We start from the raw sequence: 19,281 nt of genomic DNA, 5'->3' as shown, positions 1-19,281 counted from the left end.
AGGGTGATTAAGATGATTTTAAATCAATATCTAAAAGAACTGAAAAAAATAGAGTTGCTAACAAGAGAAGAAGAGGAGAACTTGTGGCAGGGGTATAAAGAAAAGGAAAATTTAGAATGTCGAAGTAAGATCATTGAACAGTATCAGCCTTTAGTATTTAAGGTAGCATCTAACTGGCGCTTGGATGAGACTAAAATGATGGATATGATCCAAGAAGGAACTGTTGGTTTAATTGAGGCAGTGGAGAAATATGATCATAAGCGAGGTGTAGCTTTTAGCCTCTATGCTACGCAACGAATTCGTGGTCGTATGCTCAATTACATGGAGCGAGAAGGGAAATTCGGTGTCGTGTGTATTGATAGTCCTTTATCTAGTGAGCAAGATATTACCCTAAGGGATATTTTGATAGACACGAAAGCTGGTGTTTCTAGTCAGGCGGAGCATAACTATCTTATAGAGCAGGTAAAGAATGCGATGAACCGTTTACCGAGTAACGAACATGCTGTATTAAGTGGCGTTTTTTTAGAGGATTGTGAACCAAAACAATTGGCTGAAAGTTTAGATGTAAGTATTTCTCATATTTACCGCTTGCAAAAGCAAGGTATAAAACGTATCCGTGGTATGTTATCCAGGTTTATGCAGAACTGGTAACTGCCAAACAATGAGGAAAAGGGCACATATAGGGTGCATGTTCATAGTAACGACAGCTAATCTCCGAATATAAACATTTTTGCCGTATATTCAATGACCATAATCTGGCCTCTTTGCAGGATTATATATATTGTTTATAATAGGGGTGTTGCATATGGCTGATTTAAAAAAGAATATTGATCAGCACTTGCGTTCAGCAAAAGGATGGCTAACAAAAGCAGAAGAAGCTTTTGATAAGGAAAAAGACATCCGTGGTGAGTTGGATTTGATGTTAGCCCAAGCTGAACTTCAACATGTTAAAGAAGCCAACCGCTCTATGCGTTGGCGCTACAAGTACATTGCCCTGCGTCATGGAGTTGCCTTGTTATGCGCAGCAGTGATGGCAATTGGTTTGAGTGGATTGTATTGGTGGAACCATCAATCAGAAAGTGTTGTACCTGTTCCTTTGGTAGAAAAATCGAGCCTACCAGTGGAATCCAAGATACCCTGGAATAGCAAGGCGGAACCGAATCCTCCCGTTTTAAAAGAACCGGAAGAGAAGGCAGTCGTCAAGGAAGATATTCCGCCAGTAAGAAAAGTTACTACCAATAATGTAGTTAGTCAGACAAAAAAGTCTGAGCCCTCTTCTCAAGGAGAATCATCCGTTTCTGTATCACCAGATGAAATGCAAAAATTAGTGCGGGCCGCCGGAAAATCATTACGCGGCCAGTAAGACAAAAAGGAGGTTATGCATGAAAATCCAAAAAAACTATAGGCATATACTACTTGCGACTATCTTTAGTCTCAGTCTTGTTTTCTCCATTTTGTCTCCTGCTTACGCCGCAGATCCTACTGGTAAAGTAGTCACTTCCGTTTCTATAACGGGAAATGCTACTGTGGCGGAAAAGACGATCATGGATGTAGTGAAAGTGAAACCTGGTGAAACGTTAACAGCGGAGAAAATCAAACAAGATATGCAGGCTATTTATGAACTAGGTACTTTTTTTGATGTAGTATCCAACTTTAATGAAGTTCCAGAAGGAGTTCAGGTAGTTTATACAGTGATGGAAAACCCGGTATTGCAAGATATCATTATTAAAGGCAATACGAAGGTGTCAACAGACAAGCTAAGTAGTATGCTGAAAGTTACTAAAGGCAGTATCTTAAATTCGAAAACTTTGAATGAAAATGTAAGAGCCATTGAACAATATTACCATGACCAAGGATTTATCCTGACTAAGGTAAGTGATGTGGCAATGGGTACTGGTGGTGTACTGACAATTACCATCAATGAAGGGGTATTGGAAGGCATCCAAATTAAAGGAAATGAGAAAACTAAGGATTATGTTATTACTCGTGAAATGAAGTTGAAACCAAATCAGCCCTTCAATGTGAAAGATGCCAAACGTAGTATGCAAAAGGTGTACAACCTTGGCTATTTTGAAGATGTAAATATGAAACTGAATCCTGGTAAAGAACCCAATGCAATCGTTCTTGAAACCACAGTAGTGGAACAAAAAACGGGTAAATTCTCCATTGGGGGCGGTTACAGTAAATCCGACGGTATGATTGGTATCATCGAACTTGGTGACGACAATTTCCGCGGAACAGGAGACAAAATTAACTTACACTGGGAGTTTGGTGGTACGGCAAGCAATCGGAACTATTCCGTAAGCTATACTCGTCCTTGGCTAGATGCCAAACAAACCTCTCTTGGCTTTAATTTCTACAACATGACAAATGAGTATAATGATTATGAAGATGATGGTAGCACCAGATCTACCTATGACAAAAATCGTAGAGGTTTTGATGTTACTTTAGGACGTCCTCAAGGAGAATATACTCAGAATTATATTACCTTGAAACATCGTGATGATAGCTATGTAAAGTGGGTATCAGGTGTGGATTATAGTGGTGTACAAACTGATACAGCCACTACAACCTTTATGGGAAACCATCCAAACTATTTAAAAGATAACTTTGGTACCACGAACAGCATCAGCTTGATGCGTGTCTATGACTCTCGGGATAATGTGTTTAGTCCAACAGAAGGCAACCGAGTTTCCCTGACTGCAGAATTCGCTGGGAAAACCCTTGGAGGTGACTTTAACTACAATAAATATACTGCGGAATCTCGCAACTATATTAAAGTAGGACATGCACAAGTTGTAGCACTACGGGGAACAGTAGGTTATGCTGATGGTAAAATGCCAGACAGTGGCCGTTTTGCCGTAGGTGGCTCAGATACTCTTCGTGGTTACCGCGATGACCAATTTAAAGGTGATAAAATGCTTGCTGCTACAGCAGAATATCGTTTCCCTATCGCTAGTAAAGTAGAGGGTGTAGCCTTTAGTGATATTGGTAAAGCCTGGACTGGTGAAGGATATAAACTCAATGAGTTAGAGGCTAGTGTCGGGGTAGGGATTCGTGTTTCTACACCAATCGGCCCCATTCGTCTTGATTACGCTAAAGGCGGTCAAGGTGCGAAAACTCACTTTAGCTTTGGTGGACAATTCTAAGCTAACTTTATTTCGGAGTCAGGTCTATGACCTGACTCCGAAAATCTATAATATGGTAAACTAAGAGGAGGTGCATTATCATTAATAGGAATCCCTTTAGTCTTGTTTGTATAACTGCATTCCTATGTCTTTTTCTATTGTCAGGAGTGGCCCACGCCTCTGATGAAGTGGAGAAAGTAACAGTTACCATTGTTTCTAGTCAAATGCCACCTCCCAAGATTGCCAAACGTATGGCTGCCAGTGTGGGTACTGTAGGAGAGCAGATGGTGGTTGGTCGTAAGATCAGTGAAGTTGTAGAAGGTAAGGCTTCTTATGAAAAACTGATCAAAGAAATATTTGATCGAGTCTTAGTTGGATATTCGGTGCAATCCGTTACTCTTGCCCCTAGTGGGAATACTACTTTAACAGTAGAGGTGGCTCCATGGGGAGATGTGGTACAAGGGGTAGCAGTGGAATATGATTTTGGTAATTTGTCGGCAGAAGTAGTGAAACTGATTAAACAAGACATGGGGAATGTAGAAGAAAAAGTAAGTGATGTGTTGATCGGATTGCCAGTTGATGCGGTAGACTGGGCAGGAGGGCTATCGAAAATAGCGACAAGAGAAATGCTATCCACTCAGTTGCCAGAGTTTCGAGCTAACATAGAAGTCATCCCCGGGACCCATACTCTTGTGAAAGTGTCATTATCGCCCATCGGAACGGTAGTGCAGGATGTACATGTATCTCTTAGGTCAGAAACGATTCCAAATATTTTACTAGCCGCTGCACGCCCGACGATGGATGATACAAGTAAGAACCTTATTGGTTTACCTGTGGCTTTTCTTGAAAGACACCGTGATTATTTCACTACGCAACTCGTATCCACTGTTGCTGAACAGCCTTTAGCTAAAAAGTATGGTTTGCAAGTTACTCCCCGGCTTAATCCTGGAGTTGACACTGAAATTGCGTTGAAGGTAGAAACAGATAAATACAAAGTTACCCTAGAAGGCTATTTGGACATGGGACGACGGCAAGATAATACTTCGGCTAGATTGCACTTTGGAAAGTTTATCGGCAAGCGTGATGAAGCCTTTGTAGAAGTAAACTTCATTCCTAGTACCGTCGCCTGGGAGTTTGTTCCTGGGTGGGGACATAAGATTGGCTCTAGTACCACATTGGGACTGAAATACGATACAAAGAGTGCACAGGATAGATTATGGCTTCAGCAAGAGCTAAAATCCAATTGGGCATTACGTCTAGAACGCACTCCCAAGAATGGTTACAATGAGCTAGGCATTCGGTACAAACTCCACGATTTCTTAAGTGCAGAATATATTATTACGAAAGATGATCAATGGCTGCGATTAATTGGAAATTTGTAGAAACTATATAGTTTCTTTTACAAGCAATGCCTTGAATATGTAAGTGTACCCTGTTATAATTAAAAGGTAAAAATTTGATGCCGGTAGGCAGAGAGAAGGGTTTTTGTGCTTAAATTTGATAAAAAACAAGTTAAGTTTGTGTCCTTGGCAATAGCAGTATTTTTTATGTTGGGTATCGTTGGTTTGGCTTTATCCCAAAGCGGTAAATCCTATGCGGCAAGCGCCAACAGCTCCTCAAATATTGGTGTTGTTAATTATCAAGTTCTGGTTTCTCAGCATCCTGATATGGCGAAAGCCCAAGAAACAATGCAGGCTGAAGTAGAATCAGCAAGAAAAGATTTCGAAACGAAATCAGCTACCATGAATGATAAAGAAAAACAAGATTTTTATGCGCAAGTACAACAAAGATTGTCCTTGAAACAACAAGAATTAATTGCTCCTGTATATAGCAAAGTTGATGATGCAATTAAAGCAGTAGCTAATGCAAAAGGTTTAGCAGTTGTCATGGATAAGAGCAATGTTGTTTTTGGTGGTCAGGATATTACCGACGAAGTTGGCAAGAAATTAAACGCGAAGTAAATAAAAAAATGTAGTATGGCCGAGCAGGTTTGACCAGCTCGGTTCTTTATTAGAAAGAGGTGATCTTGGTGTCTACTAGAAGGTTTCTTATTGTGACGCTAGCTTTGATGATGCTTGTCGCCGGATGCGGTACCAAAAAAGACCAAGACACTAAAGCGCCAGCTCAGCCCCAAGTGGGTATAATTGATATGAACAAAGCTGTAAAAGGACATCCTAAATACAACCAGTTCCTTACCTTGGAGAAACAAGCAAACACAATAGCAGCTAAGGTAGAACAGGCGGCGTTAGCGCAGCAGAATCAAAGCAATCAGACAATGCCTGAAATGCCGCAAGGTAATATGGCAGAATTAAATAAAGCATTTGAACAAGAGTACAATGAAAAGATGGCAGTGAAACAAAAGGAAATGAATACAAGGCTTGCTACTAAAGAAGCAGCCCTGCATAAAACTCTATCGGAGGAGCTTAAAGTCTACTCCGAAGCAGTGGATAAAGAGTTCCAGCCGCAAATTTTTAATTTGCAACTTAAATTGAAAACAGTGCAGCTGACAAAAGAGGAAACTACTTCCCTACAAGGGGAATTAGAAACCCTACAAAATCAGTATGCTAAAAAGATGGATGAAAAACAAGCTCAGTTAGTAAAACAAATGGAGCAATCTATGGCACCTGAACAAGCTGCTGTGCAAGAAGAGCTAGGAGCCTATAGTAACCAACTGAACCAAGAACTTTCTAAGCAAGCTGCTGCGAAAGAGGCAGAACTGGCAGTGCGCAGTGCACAGCAAGCAACCATACCAGATACCACAAAACTCGTAGACGATGATCTTTCAGAGCAATTAGTAATGAAGCAGCAAGAAATGCGAACTTTACAAGACTCTATCATAGAGAATATTAAAGATAAAACAGGTAAAGTTGCTGTTGAGCGAGGCTTTGATGCGGTATTAACGAATGCTCTGGTGAATGTAAGTGGTGTGGACATAACAGATGCAGTAATTGCAGAGTGTAATAAGTAATAAAATTGTATATAATAGTAGCGAATGTTACAAATTATGTAGATGAAATGCTACGACAATCCTTTTAGGAAATAACAAAGTAGAAAAAATGGAGGACTTACCATGAAAAAAGGAAAAAAAATTGCTTTATTGTTCTTAATAGTACTTACTGCGGCTCTTTTGGGCGGTTGTATGTCAAGCGGTGACAACGTTGGGGTAATTGATGTGAATAAGGTAATGACAGAGAGTCCGAAGGTAAAACAGTTTCAAGATCAATTGAATACCAAAGGGAAAGAACTTAGCGACCAATTAGAAAAAGATAAAGCATCACTAAGTCCAGCTGATTTTCAAAAGAAACAAGAAACTTTATATGCAGAATTCATGAAAACCAAGCAAGATATGGAAGGCCAAATTGATGCGAGTATAAAACAAACCCTAGACGGTATTGCGAAAAATAAAAAATTGAGTGTAGTTTTATACAAAAATGGTGTAGCCCAAGGCGGTACTGACATTACAGATGAAGTCATTAAACAACTCCAATAAGAATTTTTAGCAGTCCAGGGAGGATTTCCATTGAAGAAGAAGTTAAGCGAAATTGCTAACCTGGTAAATGGCATTTTACTAGGCGATGGTGATATTGAAATTAGTGGCGTTACAAATATCGAAGATGCTGGTGCAACGGATATTGCCTTTGCAGTACCACCTCACCTGGATAAAGCAGCTTTATCGGATGCTGCTGCTGTTATTATACCAAATTCGGTAACGGACTTTGCCAAACCAGCCATTATGGTGGAAAATCCAAGAGTTGCATTTACCGAATTATTAAAAGTATTTACACCTACCATTCTTGTGGAACCTGGCGTACATCCTACGGCAGTAGTTGGTAAAGATGTGACTCTTGGGAAAAATTCGGCGATAATGGCTTATGCTGTGATTGCTGATCATGTGAAGATTGGTGACAATGCCGTTGTGTACCCTCATAGTTATATCGGTGTAGAAAGTACCATCGGTAATGATAGTATTATCTATCCGAACGTTACAGTAAGGGAATATTGTCAGATTGGTAACCGGACTATTCTTCATAGTGGAGCGGTAATCGGTAGCGATGGTTTTGGTTTTATTACAGTAGGTGGCCGTCATCAAAAAGTGCCGCAAGTAGGTAACGTGATCATCGAAGACGACGTGGAAGTAGGAGCCAATGTAACAATTGATCGAGCTACAACGGGCAGTACCATTGTTAAAAGAGGTACGAAGATTGATAATCTAGTGCACTTAGCTCACAATGTGGTAGTTGGTGAAGATTGCTTTTTAGTGGCACAAACAGGAATTGCTGGCAGTACTAAGATTGGCAATCATGTAACTTTTGCGGGGCAAACAGGCTGCGCAGGACATATAACGATTGGTGATAATTCTGTATTTGCTGCGCGGTCGGCTCCCATTAGCGATGTACCAGCGGGTTCCTTCCTTGCAGGGTTTCCAGCCAAGCCTCATAAGGAATGGCTGCGCGGGGAAGCTGGTATCAATAAGATCCCTGACTTAATCAAAAAAATCCGCGATTTAGAAAAACGCCTAAACGCGATAGAAACCAACAAATAGAGGCAATTATTGCCTCTATTTTAAATTTAAAAGATTTATAGAAGATAGTGATAAAGAAGAATTGAACCACAAAGACACAAAGAACACAAAGAGGGAGTTTTGTATTTAATCCCGTTTCTTCTCTGTGTCCTCTGTGCCTCTGCGGTTCAAGACTCTTTACGTTTTAAGCACTGCACACTACACAAATATTACCTAGACAAGCTTGGCAGGAATGTGGCGAGGCGTGGGGAATATCTATATAGTTACGTTCTCAAATTAAATTGTTTTAAGGAGAAAATTTCATGAAAAAAGTTTTATTTGGAATCAGTATATTACTGCTGGCGTCTGCGCCTGTATTTGCAGCGCCATCAGTAAATGGCTCTACCGGCCTTATTAATAATCCTTCCGCGGATGTATTGCGTGAAGGCCAAGTTTCATTAGGGTATTACCACTTAAAAGATGGTGGTGTAGGTATATTCAATACTAACATAGCTCCTAATTTAGAACTTGGCGTGGCAGGTTTTCGTTATGATGGACAGCAAAACAAGAATCTTGTGAATGCGAAATTCGCATTGGTGCCTGAAACTGTACTTAGCCCAGGTCTAGCCGTTGGTGTAGAAGACATAGGCAATAATAATAAGCGCTCATCCTATGCTGTAGCAAGCAAAGCCTTACCTTTGGGCTTTCGAATACACGCTGGCGTAGGTAATGGACGATTTGATGGTGTCTTTGCCGGTATTGAGAAAACCATTAATCCAGTCAGTATCTTAACAGGTAACAATGCCTTCCCTGCTACAACGTTAATCGCCGAATATGATGGCAAAAACATGAATTATGGAGCCCGTATGTCCATTGTACCTGGCCTTAAACTAGATGCAGGCTGGCGCAATCACGACGGTTATGTAGGAATTAGCTTTACGAATTAATCATGCTGAACTATAGCTAAGAAAGGTGCATAACATGCTATATAAATTTGTGAAAATAATAAGTAGTATTGTCAGTATGTTACCTCAAGCTGTAAGGCTAAACATTGGCAATCTATTAGGTGAAGTATGTTGGCTGCTAGTGCCGTCGAAACGAAAGACTATGGCCGTTAACAACATTAAACGCAGTTTAGACGCTGATACAATACAGGCTACTACTATTGCCAAGAGAAGTGCTACTCGTTTTGGCAGAATGTTTATGGAAGTATTATATATGCCGAAATTGAGTAAAGATAATATAAGTAAATACGTGCAGATTGAAAATTCCCAGTATTTAAAAGATGCTTTATCCTATGGGAATGGTGTAATAATGGCAACTGCACATAGTGGAAATTGGGAACTTTTTGGAGCTGCGTTAGCCATGTATGGCTTTCCTGTAGTTGGTGTGGCGCAGAAGCAAACGAACGCAGACATGGATCGATTTATGATTGAGACTCGTACTATGGCTGGTATGCATATAACCTATAAAAGCGGTGTTCGGGAAATGGTTAAGATGTTGGGGGAAGGAAGAATTGTAGGCTTACTGATGGATCAAGATGCGGGTAGGGATGGTGTAATGGTCGAGTTCTTTGGACGTTTGGCTTCAACACCTCAAGGGGCAGCGGCCTTGGCCAGAATGAAGGATGCACCTATCATTCCAGCATTTATTACCGCGAATGCTGATGGAACTCATAAAGCAATTTTGCATCCGCCTGTATGGGTACAAAAAACCTCTAGTCGAGAAGATGACATTCTTTCAACTACGCAGCAGCTAACGGATATTGTTGAACAGCACGTTCGGAAGTACCCTCACGAATGGTTCTGGTTGCACAACCGTTGGAAACACAGTCCGAATAAGTAAATAATAATAACAAAAAGCTTTGCTCTGTTCTTGGTGATGTACCTCGAACCCAGCAAAGCTTTTTGCATTGTACAGTGTTACGAAAAGATATTTAAACCACAAAGGCACAAAGGACACAGAGGAGAATACGACACTTCTTTGTGCTCTTTGTGTCTTTGTGGTTCAACAACTCTTTTTCCTTCCAGTATATACATTTCATAAAAATCGTATATACTAATTTTAATTTATTGATATACGTGGTATAATATATCCTTGAAGGAGAGGGGTGAATAATCATGTCTACTATTATGAAAAACATTAAAAAACTAAGCGCATTTAATATTATGAAAGATTCTTTTTATCGTGACGTAATGACTCTCATGGTGGTTAGTATAGTGATTGGTTCACTGCTGGCTACTTCTATATCTTTAGCAGCTAATTCCTATTTCTCCAAAACATTGTCAAGTTTAGTTGGCGATTATGGTGAATATGATATTATCATTCAATCCCGTGAAGAGATGAAAGAAGATACTGCAATACACATTCAAAAAATTATTGATGAAGTTTTTCCGGGATCACGAATGAAAGAAGGACCAACCATAACAGGTAAAACCTCCTTCTTTATTGCTGTGCCTGCACAATATAGAACAAAGCAGACCTATGAAGATTTGGGTAAAATCTTTGGGGGCATTCCTGGTGGTGCAGGGGTTGGAGTCTTAACAGAACCACGCCTAACCATCCGGGGTGTGCCAGAAGGGGCCAAAGCTATGCTGATGGACCGAGTTTCACAAATTGATGGTGTAAGCTTTGCTTTTCGCGACGGTTCTTCCATTGGTGTGGTATTATCGTCACTGGATAAAGCAACTCTAGTAACAGAAAAAATCAAAACCATCTTAAAACAATACCAAGTTGTTGAAATCAGCTTTCCAGTGGGGAGTGAACCGCAAAATCCAATTCGTATGGGAGAATCTATCGCTGATGCTATGCAATCCCAGATGAAGCTAGAATATGCCAAAAATGTTTCTATTGATGGCAGAAATGACGATATGACCTACACAGTAAGTACTATGATGGAATTGAAACGATTCCTTGTAGCCTATGCTTCCCAAATTACCATTACACCAAATGGGAATGAAAAATTGGTAAAAGGTGATATGGTTGCATTTGCTGGCAGCGGTGTTTTAACAACAGGCAATCCAGTAGAAAAAGGTAACGTACTAGTACAAATTGGAGTTGTTCGTCCTGATGGTAAAGCAGAAGGCACGATTACCCAAGGTGACAGTACACTTCTTACTAATAACCAAGGTTATAAAGTGATGAATAATGTAGTAGGTGCACCGGTAGGTACTGTGACCTATAATAATCCAAGGCAGCAATTAGGCTCCGCGTTAACAGAAACGACAAAGATTGTAAATCAGATTCCTGGTTTTGCTCAAGATACTCAAAATCTAACTAACATTGCAACCGATACCCTGAACAATTATGGCAAGAGTATCAATGCGATGGATCAAACGTTAACCAGTCTACAGTCAGCAGGTACGACGATTCAAGCCGCGACGAGTGGTTTGGCTAACATCGATACTTCTTCTTTACAGAATCAAGTAGATAGTTCATCAAAATCCATGGGTGGTTTAATTAATACACTGCAAGTGATTAAGTTAGTAAATAGCGACGTTGGTGCTACCGTGGATAACCTAGTTAGTTCCCAAAGAAATTTAAGTAATCTAAAATCTGGGTTAGGAGCCTTGGATCGTGTGGCGGCTGATGCTCGCCAAGCCAAAGGATCCATCGATAATATTGTAGTGAATGGTCAAACTACCATTGCAGCTTTACGTTCCTTTGATATCGACGGTTCTAAGAAAAATATGAATAGCATCAATGGTCGTTTAGCACAATTAGGACAGCTCAATATTCCTCTTGTGACAGGGCAGTTAGAATATATGGCGGCTTCTGTGCCAAATCTGAAAGATGAAGACATTAGCCACTCCGTAGCTTTATTAGATAAATTTATTGCGGGACAAGTAATTCCTGGTGAACGTATCCAAATTCTTACGACTAGTAATGTTAGCACGGATGCAATTGCGCCCGTGGTATATAGTCAAGTAGGACATAAGAATGTATCTTTATACTCTACAGAATTAGGCGTTATTGAACCTAATACTCGTGGTGAGGTGTATAATGTGCTAAATGAAGTGAGAGCAGTTTTATCAGGTATGACAGCTATCATTGTGACAATACTGCTGTTAGCTCTAGATCATACGGCAATTATGACAGTAATTCGTCGCAGCAGCACTTTGAAAAAACAAAAGACCAAAGGTTGGCGTGGGATGTTAACTCGAATGATTAGAGTATTTACTGCGACAGAAAGAGTATATGGTATGGTCATAGGTGCTGTACTATTAACTAGCATGTTTATTTTAGGTAGAGGTGGAATTCCTTATTTACCGTGGATTGCTGTACCTTTTATTGGTGCAGTATTAGGACTTCTAGTTGCTTGTTATACCGAGCGGATTAGCCCAATTTCAACTGATGAAATGATGGCAGGACAATCCTTAGGATTATCGATTGATGAAATCATGCGAGAAATCGTCATCCCCAACGGACGTCCAGGTCTATTGCAAAAACTAAATCAAAGGAAAATGAAGTTTAAATAAAAAGAGCGAACCACAAAGACACAATACCACTAGCGTGGTACACAAAGAAAAGCATTCTTTGTGCCCTTTGTGTCTTTGTGGTTCAAATTAAGCAAAACATTCTAAAATGAAATGAGGTGATTATTATGCTTACGATTCAAAACTTATATAAACGTTTTGGAAACTTGGTAGCAGTAGATGATTTTAATCTGCATGTTGAACAAGGAGAAACGGTGGTTCTTATGGGGCCATCTGGTTGTGGTAAGTCGACAACCATTCGCACCATTAATCGACTGGTGGAACCTGATAGTGGAATCATCACGGTTTCCGGTACTGAAATTACAGGGCTTACAACAGAAGAGTTACGCAGAGTTCGTAAGCGTATTGGTTTTGTATTTCAACAATTTAATCTAATTGGACGCTTAACTGCAGTAGAAAATGTTATGCTAGGGTTAGTAATGGATGGCATACCACGAGAAGTTGCATATGATAAAGCGATAGAAGCGCTAACTAAAGTAGGATTAGAAAATCGTGCAGAACACAAATCTGCTGAAATGTCGGGTGGGCAACAACAGCGAGTTGGTATTGCAAGAGCTTTGGCTTTCGAGCCAGAGCTTATGCTTTGGGATGAACCGACGGCTTCCCTTGATCCTATCTTAGTACGAGAAGTTCTAGTTATTATGGAAGAATTAGCTAAGTATCGTGCCAGTACTATGCTGGTAGTTACCCATGAAATTTCCTTTGCCATTCATGTGGCGGACCGTATTGTACTAATGGATAAAGGGCGTATTGTAGAAGAAGGCATACCAGAAACCGTATTCGGCAGCCCTGTCTCTCACGTTGGTGAGCAATATAAAGAGCTTATCGAATATCAACAAATTACCAATGCCCGCACCCTTACGGGAAAAAATATTGTATAGTCATTTTGGTAAATATGCAATAATTTTGTAAAATCTTCTTGCAGGGAGATGAAATATTTTATAGAATGTATAAAGGTTATTATATCAGGAGGATATCATGCATCAAAGAACAGTAGCCAAAGCTGTAACATACACAGGTATCGGATTACACTCAGGTCAAGATGTAACTATAACAATAAATCCAGCACCTCCAGGTACGGGGATTGTCTTTTCTCGCATTGATTTACCAGGAAAACCACAAGTGGCAGCAATAGCTGGTAATGTAACCAATGCAATGCGTGCGACCACTTTAGAAAATGGCTTGGCCAAAGTGTTTACCGTGGAGCATCTCTTAGCAGCATTCTATGCATTAGAAATAGACAATTGTTTAGTCGAAATCGATGCTGCTGAACCCCCAGTTGCAGATGGCAGTTCTCTGCCCTTTGTAAAGATGATTCAAGAGGCGGGTGCAGTAGAACAAAATGTTCTGCGTAAATTGGTAACTATAAAAAAGGCACAGATTGTAAGAGCGGATGACAAATTTATAACTATTTTACCTTATGATGGGTTTAGAATTACTTTTACCTCCATCAACCCCCATCCCATGTTAGGGGTTCAATTCGGTGATTATGAAATTAACCAAGATGTTTTTATTCGTGAGATTGCGCCAGCTCGAACCATCGGTTTTATGCATGAAGTAGAAGCCCTCAAGGCGCAAGGACTGGCTCTAGGCGGTAGCTTAGAAAATGCAGTAGTATACGATAATGAAAAAGCTCTTACACCCCTTAGATTTGAGGATGAATTAGTCCGTCATAAAATTTTAGATATAATAGGAGATTTAGTACTAGCAGGTCGCATCAAAGGTCATGTGATTGCGGTGAAATCAAGTCATGCATTAAATACTGCATTGGCGAAAGAAATAGTGGAACATATTTAGTTAAGGAGCTGAACCTACATGTTGTCTACAACTGAAATACAAGAAATTCTTCCTCATCGATATCCATTTTTATTGGTGGATCGTATTCTTGAGATTGAACCGATGAAGCGCGCGGTGGGGATAAAAAATGTAACAATGAATGAACCATTTTTTCAAGGTCACTTTCCAGGGCACCCTGTTATGCCAGGGGTATTGCTGATGGAGGCTATGGCCCAAGTTGGTGGAGTAGCTATGCTGTATCCAGAAGAAAATCGCGGGAAATTAGCTTTTTTTGCTGGTGCGGATCGGGTCAAATTTAGAAGACCAGTAGTTCCTGGTGACCAAGTGCGTATGGTAGCTGAATTGATTAAAGTACGTGGCAACATGGGCAAAATATGGGCACAGGCTTTCGTTGATGAACAGTTAGTAGCAGAGGGAGAATTTTTATTCGCTTTAGCATCAAAATAAAGTAAATAAAAGAAAACTAGTGGTATTGGGGTTTAAATATGCGATAGTCAGCGAAAAAACGCCATAACGGTTGTATTTAACTGAATATTACTTGTCATATTTAGACTGGTCAGTCGGACTATAAGAATAGAATGGATAGGCAGTACCGGAAAGTATTTAGTCTAGTAAGGAGTGAAGTGCAGATGAAGCCGGAAAAGGTTGTTGTAGCTCTGCGTAAAATACATGAAACAGCAGTAGTTCATCCGAATGCTCGTATTGGCAAAGATGTTGAGATTGGGCCCTATGCAGTCATTGGTGAGAATGTAGTAATTGGTGAAGGCACTAAGATCAGTGCCCATGTTGCCATAGATGGATGGACTAGTATTGGGAAAAATTGTGTTATTTTTCCTAGTGCATCGATTGGCTCAGAGCCACAGGATTTAAAATTTAATGGTGAGAAAAGCTATGTATTTATTGGAGATAATACGAAAATTAGAGAGTTTGCCACTGTAAATCGAGCAACTGGTGAAGGGGAAGAAACTCGCATTGGCTCGAATTGCTTATTGATGGCTTATACTCATGTAGCTCATAACTGTGTAGTGGGCAACCATGTTATTATGTCCAATGCAGCTACCTTAGCAGGTCATGTAGTTGTCGAAGACCGAGCTGTTATTGGCGGTTTGGCCGGCATTCATCAGTTTGTTAAGATTGGTATGAACGCTATGGTAGGTGGTGCATCGAAAGTAGTGCAGGATATTCCGCCTTTCGTGATTGTTGATGGTCATCCAGCGAGAGTGTCGGGTTTAAATAATGTTGGTATGGCTCGTTCTGGCATTGGCATTGAAGCCCGTAGCAATATCAAAAAAGCATACAAAATATTATACCGTTCTGGTTTAAGTTTGGCACAAGCCATTGAAACAATGGAACAAGAATTGGAATCCTATCCTGAAGTGGAACACTTCCTGCGTTTTTTACGTAATGTAGAGCGGGGTGTCTGCCGCGGTCGTCGGGACGGGGAATAGGAGCTTGATAGAATGAAGACAATAGGTTTATTAGCTGGTGTTGGACGATTGCCAGTAGAATTTGCCCGTGCCGCTCGCGGCATGGGCTTTACCGTGATTGCTGTAGGAGTAGTGCCTGGTGTAGATACTGAGCTAGAGCAAGTTGCAGACAAGGCATATCACATTAGTGTAGGGCAGCTGCAAGAAATTATTACTACTCTCAAAAATGCAGGGGTTACGGAAGTGACCATGCTGGGGAAAGTCACAAAGGAATTAATGTTCACAGGTGCAGTTCAGCTTGACAGTCGAATCCAAAAGTTATTAGCCAGTCTTACGGACAATAGCGATGACTCCATTATGTTAGCTTTTGTCCGTGAATTGGCTGGAGAAGGTCTAGGGGTTCTAGACCAAACAGCTTTGCTTCGTACGTTGATGCCGGGACCAGGAGTACTTACAAATCGAAAACCAACAGAAGAAGAACAAGCTGACCTTGAATTTGGCTTTGCTATGGCCAAAGAGATTGGCAGACTGGATATTGGACAAACGGTTGTAGTCAAAAACTGCGCTGTTATGGCAGTGGAAGCAATTGAAGGCACCGATGTATGCATTCGTCGTGGCGGCGAACTAGGACGCGGTGGAGTGAGGGTAGCAAAAGTAGCTAAGCCGAATCAAGATATGCGTTTTGATGTACCAGCCGTAGGCCCGAACACCATGGAATCTATGATTATAGCAGGAGCTACAGCCCTCGTCATGGAAGCAGGCAAAACGTTACTCGTTGATCGAGAAACGGTGATAAAAATGGCTAACGACCATGGCATAACAATTCTAGTAATGTGATAAAATAGGAAGAAATAGATAGAAGAATGAAGCGCAGAGGACACAAAGAATCACAGAGAGCACAGAGGAAAAAATGCAATTAAGCATTTCACTTAAATTCCCTCAGCGCTCTCTGCGCCTCGGCGGTTAAACCCCACGTCGTCATAAGCTCAATCCCCTTTCGTGTTTTAACGTTTCTAAATGTTTTTTCCCATTCAATATTGATGGAGGCTTTGTATGTGTAAAATCATGATATCGGTTGGAGAAGCATCAGGTGATTTGCATGGCGCTAGTGTAGCTAGTGCATTGAAAACCATACAACCTGACGTCGAAATATTTGGTATGGGTGGTCAGGCGATGCAAGCCGCGGGTGTAAATATAGTGTATGATATTGCGGATTTAGGCGTTATCGGGTTTGTTGAAGTCATTAAAAACCTGCCTAGATTGTTTAAACTACGCGATGATCTAGTCGAGCTCATGGAGAAAGAACGCCCTGATGCCTTAGTCATTATTGACTATCCTGATTTTAATATGCGGTTGGCTAAAATCGCAAAGCAAAAAGGTATTCCTGTAATATCTTATATTAGTCCTACCGTCTGGGCATGGAGACGAGGCCGGGCAAAAGAAGTCGCCGAAATTGTAGAAAAAGTGGCGGCTATTTTTCCTTTTGAAGCAGATGTGTACCAGGAAGCTGGGGCGAATGTTACGTTTGTTGGCCACCCTTTGCTAGATATAGTAAAAACAACTATGCCAAAAGAAGAAGCCTATCAGTACTTTGGAGCCGATCCTAAGCGGCCAATTGTCTTACTGTTGCCAGGAAGTCGCCAGCAAGAAATTCTTAAGCTATTACCAGATATGCTGGCAGCTGGGGAAAAAATAGCAGAACAAGTACAGGGTACCCAATTTTTTCTCCCAGTAGCATCGACAATTTCCCGGGAAATGCTACATAACATAATAGCGGAATATAAGATACCAGTTGTTTTGACAGAAAAGAACACCTATGACCTAATGAATATTGCCAATGTTGCTATCGCAGCATCTGGTACAGTTACCTTAGAAGCATCTCTGCTCAACTTACCAACCGTTATTATTTATCGAGTAGCAACCTTGACCTACTTGTTGGGTAAACTTTTGATAAAAATACCCTATATCAGTTTGCCCAATATCATTGCAGGGCGTAAAGTAGTGCCCGAATTGTTGCAACATGCGGTAACTGCTGAGAATATTGCGCATGAAGTGATACCTGTTTTATGTGATCCAAAGGTCAAAAATGCTATGCTGCAGGATTTGTTAGAAGTGCGGCAAAAATTAGGTGAGCTAGGTGCAGTTGAGCGGGTAGCAAGGGAAATTTTAGCCGTTGCCAATAGACCAAGTGGAGGATAAACATGACAATATATTTGCGCCTATTACAATATGTCAAACCCTATTTACCAAGAATGATAGCAGCAATCTTCTGCATCATTTTCGCGGCTAGTGCTAACTTATATGTACCATGGATATTAAAGGATGTCATTGATGATGTCTTAACGACCAAAAATATGACAATGCTGAACACCATTGCCATAGGCATTGTAATTGTTTTTTTTCTCAGGGGTATTTTCTTCTTTGGACAAACCTACTTAATGTCCTACATTGGGCAAAAAGTCATTATAGATATCCGGGAAGGCGTATACCGCCATTTACAACGATTGTCCTTGTCCTATTATGAAAAGCGTCAGACTGGCAAAATTATGAGTTATATTACCAATGATGTAGCAGCCGTACAAGGTGCACTAGTAGAGACAATGATTGAACTGGTTACAGAAGGTATGACCCTAATTGGCTCACTAGGGGCTATGTTTTATCTACATTGGAAGTTATCTCTCTTGACTTTGGTAACTTTACCTTTAGTAGGGCAGGCCATTAATGTTTTTGGTAAAAAACTGCGAAAATCCAGTACAGCAGTGCAAGAACGGGCTGCTGATATTACCTCAGTACTCCAAGAAAGCATTTCTTCTGTCAGGGTTATTAAATCCTTTGCCAGAGAAGACTATGAAATTGCTCGATTTAGTAGAGAAAATGATCATAATTTTCGCGCTCAAATGAAGAATTCTCAAATCATGGCGACTCTAACTCCTGTTATTGAATTTTTGGCGGCTATTGGTGTTACCATGATTATTTGGTATGGAGGGCGAGAAGTTATCAATGATAACTTAACAGCGGGTTCTCTGGTGGCTTTTTTAGTTTATGCAGTGAACTTATCCAATCCGATTAAACGTTTAAGTCGTGTATATGGCAACATTCAAAAAGCCTTAGCTGCTGCTGAGCGAGTATTTGAAGTACTAGATACCAAACCGGAAATAGAAGATATGCCTAATGCGATACCATTACCGAACATTAACGGCTATGTAGCATTGAATCAAGTGACCTTTGAATACAAACAAGGCGAACCAGCTTTGCGTCAAGTAGAACTTAAAATCAATCCAGGGCAAGTGGTGGCCATTGTCGGACCAAGTGGCGCGGGAAAAACCACCATTGCAAATATGATTCCCAGATTTTATGATCCAACAGACGGAAACATTACCATTGATGGTATTGATATAAAAACTGTAACTTTACATTCGTTAAGGGAGCAAATCGGCATTGTGCCTCAAGAAACCATACTTTTCAATGGTAGCGTCTATGAAAATATTTTATATGGGAAATTAGATGCAACACAAGATGAAGTAGTACAGGCAGCCAAGGCAGCTAATGCTCATAACTTTATCTTAGATATGCCCGGTGGCTATGATACTCAAATTGGTGAACGAGGATCAAAACTATCGGGTGGACAAAGGCAAAGAATTTCTATAGCCAGAGCCATTTTGAAAAATCCTCGTGTATTAATTTTGGATGAAGCAACCTCTGCCTTAGATACAGAAAGTGAAAAATTGGTACAAGAAGCAATTGACAAGTTGATGATAGGACGTACTTCTTTTGTTATTGCCCACCGGTTGTCTACGATACAACGGGCAGATTTGATTGTAGTTATGGAAAAAGGCAGAATCAAAGAAAAGGGTACTCACAAAGAACTTTTAGCCGCAGGTGGTTTATATAGCAAATTGTATCAGGTCCAATTTGATAAATAGGTAACGCCA

Annotated in this window: 18 protein-coding genes; all 18 read left to right on the top strand. The window is 40.5% G+C overall.

Annotated features, from left to right (window positions below):
- Window positions 1–12 precede the first annotated feature (12 nt).
- The 18 genes from UFO1_RS21045 to msbA all read left to right on the top strand — a co-directional run bounded on the left by UFO1_RS21045 (window position 13) and on the right by msbA (window position 19,272).
- The gene (locus UFO1_RS21045; protein WP_038673974.1) at window positions 13–651 is read left to right on the top strand and encodes a sigma-70 family RNA polymerase sigma factor; all 639 of its coding nucleotides are present in this window, start codon (window positions 13–15) and stop codon (window positions 649–651) included.
- Window positions 652–805: 154 nt separating this feature from the next.
- Window positions 806–1,363 carry a hypothetical protein gene (locus UFO1_RS21040; protein ID WP_038673972.1) on the top strand — a complete coding sequence of 186 codons (558 nt, stop codon included), beginning with the start codon at window positions 806–808 and terminating at the stop codon, window positions 1,361–1,363.
- Window positions 1,364–1,382: 19 nt separating this feature from the next.
- Window positions 1,383–3,149 (top strand): outer membrane protein assembly factor, encoded by a 1,767-nt coding sequence (locus tag UFO1_RS21035; protein ID WP_038673970.1) that lies wholly within the window; start codon window positions 1,383–1,385, stop codon window positions 3,147–3,149.
- A gap of 167 nt (window positions 3,150–3,316) precedes the next feature.
- Complete coding sequence (locus UFO1_RS21030; protein WP_236639270.1) at window positions 3,317–4,510, top strand: hypothetical protein; 1,194 nt, start codon at window positions 3,317–3,319, stop codon at window positions 4,508–4,510.
- A gap of 105 nt (window positions 4,511–4,615) precedes the next feature.
- Window positions 4,616–5,089 (top strand): OmpH family outer membrane protein, encoded by a 474-nt coding sequence (locus UFO1_RS21025; RefSeq protein WP_038673968.1) that lies wholly within the window; start codon window positions 4,616–4,618, stop codon window positions 5,087–5,089.
- 68 nt (window positions 5,090–5,157) lie between these two features.
- Complete coding sequence (locus tag UFO1_RS21020) at window positions 5,158–6,096, top strand: OmpH family outer membrane protein (protein WP_038673966.1); 939 nt, start codon at window positions 5,158–5,160, stop codon at window positions 6,094–6,096.
- Window positions 6,097–6,198: 102 nt separating this feature from the next.
- Complete coding sequence (locus tag UFO1_RS21015) at window positions 6,199–6,618, top strand: OmpH family outer membrane protein (protein WP_038673965.1); 420 nt, start codon at window positions 6,199–6,201, stop codon at window positions 6,616–6,618.
- A 30-nt stretch (window positions 6,619–6,648) separates the two neighbouring features.
- The gene (gene lpxD, locus UFO1_RS21010; protein WP_038673963.1) at window positions 6,649–7,671 is read left to right on the top strand and encodes a UDP-3-O-(3-hydroxymyristoyl)glucosamine N-acyltransferase; all 1,023 of its coding nucleotides are present in this window, start codon (window positions 6,649–6,651) and stop codon (window positions 7,669–7,671) included.
- Window positions 7,672–7,952: 281 nt separating this feature from the next.
- Window positions 7,953–8,576: a YjbH domain-containing protein gene (locus UFO1_RS21005; RefSeq protein ID WP_038673961.1), complete on the top strand. Its 624-nt coding sequence runs from the start codon at window positions 7,953–7,955 to the stop codon at window positions 8,574–8,576.
- 34 nt (window positions 8,577–8,610) lie between these two features.
- The gene (locus UFO1_RS21000; protein ID WP_038673960.1) at window positions 8,611–9,474 is read left to right on the top strand and encodes a lysophospholipid acyltransferase family protein; all 864 of its coding nucleotides are present in this window, start codon (window positions 8,611–8,613) and stop codon (window positions 9,472–9,474) included.
- Between the two features lie 275 nt (window positions 9,475–9,749).
- Window positions 9,750–12,107 (top strand): hypothetical protein, encoded by a 2,358-nt coding sequence (locus UFO1_RS20995; protein WP_038673959.1) that lies wholly within the window; start codon window positions 9,750–9,752, stop codon window positions 12,105–12,107.
- Between the two features lie 125 nt (window positions 12,108–12,232).
- Window positions 12,233–13,006, top strand: a complete 774-nt coding sequence (locus UFO1_RS20990; protein ID WP_038673958.1) for an amino acid ABC transporter ATP-binding protein — start codon at window positions 12,233–12,235, stop codon at window positions 13,004–13,006.
- 97 nt (window positions 13,007–13,103) lie between these two features.
- A complete protein-coding gene (gene lpxC, locus UFO1_RS20985; protein ID WP_038673956.1) occupies window positions 13,104–13,922 on the top strand; it encodes a UDP-3-O-acyl-N-acetylglucosamine deacetylase in 819 nt (272 codons plus the stop codon).
- Between the two features lie 18 nt (window positions 13,923–13,940).
- Window positions 13,941–14,369 (top strand): 3-hydroxyacyl-ACP dehydratase FabZ, encoded by a 429-nt coding sequence (gene fabZ / locus UFO1_RS20980; RefSeq protein ID WP_038673955.1) that lies wholly within the window; start codon window positions 13,941–13,943, stop codon window positions 14,367–14,369.
- Between the two features lie 182 nt (window positions 14,370–14,551).
- Complete coding sequence (gene lpxA, locus UFO1_RS20975) at window positions 14,552–15,370, top strand: acyl-ACP--UDP-N-acetylglucosamine O-acyltransferase (RefSeq protein ID WP_038673953.1); 819 nt, start codon at window positions 14,552–14,554, stop codon at window positions 15,368–15,370.
- Window positions 15,371–15,382: 12 nt separating this feature from the next.
- The gene (locus UFO1_RS20970; RefSeq protein ID WP_038673951.1) at window positions 15,383–16,186 is read left to right on the top strand and encodes an LpxI family protein; all 804 of its coding nucleotides are present in this window, start codon (window positions 15,383–15,385) and stop codon (window positions 16,184–16,186) included.
- 216 nt (window positions 16,187–16,402) lie between these two features.
- Window positions 16,403–17,548: a lipid-A-disaccharide synthase gene (gene lpxB, locus UFO1_RS20965; RefSeq protein ID WP_038673950.1), complete on the top strand. Its 1,146-nt coding sequence runs from the start codon at window positions 16,403–16,405 to the stop codon at window positions 17,546–17,548.
- Window positions 17,549–17,550: 2 nt separating this feature from the next.
- Complete coding sequence (gene msbA / locus UFO1_RS20960; RefSeq protein ID WP_038673949.1) at window positions 17,551–19,272, top strand: lipid A export permease/ATP-binding protein MsbA; 1,722 nt, start codon at window positions 17,551–17,553, stop codon at window positions 19,270–19,272.
- The last annotated feature ends 9 nt before the right edge of the window (window positions 19,273–19,281 follow it).

Source organism: Pelosinus sp. UFO1 (assembly GCF_000725345.1).
Taxonomy (GTDB): domain Bacteria; phylum Bacillota; class Negativicutes; order DSM-13327; family DSM-13327; genus Pelosinus.
The sequence above is the reverse complement of the archived record's forward strand: the minus strand, read 5'-3'. Positions and strand labels throughout refer to the sequence as shown.

What these genes read in the sequence shown, in the direction of transcription:
- UFO1_RS20990 (WP_038673958.1), top strand. Translation starts at nt 12,233, where the DNA reads ATGCTTACGATTCAAAACTTATATAAACGTTTTGGAAACTTGGTAGCA.
- lpxC (WP_038673956.1), top strand. Translation starts at nt 13,104, where the DNA reads ATGCATCAAAGAACAGTAGCCAAAGCTGTAACATACACAGGTATCGGA.
- UFO1_RS21040 (WP_038673972.1), top strand. Translation starts at nt 806, where the DNA reads ATGGCTGATTTAAAAAAGAATATTGATCAGCACTTGCGTTCAGCAAAA.
- UFO1_RS20995 (WP_038673959.1), top strand. Translation starts at nt 9,750, where the DNA reads ATGTCTACTATTATGAAAAACATTAAAAAACTAAGCGCATTTAATATT.
- lpxB (WP_038673950.1), top strand. Translation starts at nt 16,403, where the DNA reads ATGTGTAAAATCATGATATCGGTTGGAGAAGCATCAGGTGATTTGCAT.
- UFO1_RS21045 (WP_038673974.1), top strand. Translation starts at nt 13, where the DNA reads ATGATTTTAAATCAATATCTAAAAGAACTGAAAAAAATAGAGTTGCTA.
- UFO1_RS21035 (WP_038673970.1), top strand. Translation starts at nt 1,383, where the DNA reads ATGAAAATCCAAAAAAACTATAGGCATATACTACTTGCGACTATCTTT.
- UFO1_RS21000 (WP_038673960.1), top strand. Translation starts at nt 8,611, where the DNA reads ATGCTATATAAATTTGTGAAAATAATAAGTAGTATTGTCAGTATGTTA.
- fabZ (WP_038673955.1), top strand. Translation starts at nt 13,941, where the DNA reads ATGTTGTCTACAACTGAAATACAAGAAATTCTTCCTCATCGATATCCA.
- lpxA (WP_038673953.1), top strand. Translation starts at nt 14,552, where the DNA reads ATGAAGCCGGAAAAGGTTGTTGTAGCTCTGCGTAAAATACATGAAACA.
- UFO1_RS21015 (WP_038673965.1), top strand. Translation starts at nt 6,199, where the DNA reads ATGAAAAAAGGAAAAAAAATTGCTTTATTGTTCTTAATAGTACTTACT.
- UFO1_RS20970 (WP_038673951.1), top strand. Translation starts at nt 15,383, where the DNA reads ATGAAGACAATAGGTTTATTAGCTGGTGTTGGACGATTGCCAGTAGAA.
- msbA (WP_038673949.1), top strand. Translation starts at nt 17,551, where the DNA reads ATGACAATATATTTGCGCCTATTACAATATGTCAAACCCTATTTACCA.
- UFO1_RS21005 (WP_038673961.1), top strand. Translation starts at nt 7,953, where the DNA reads ATGAAAAAAGTTTTATTTGGAATCAGTATATTACTGCTGGCGTCTGCG.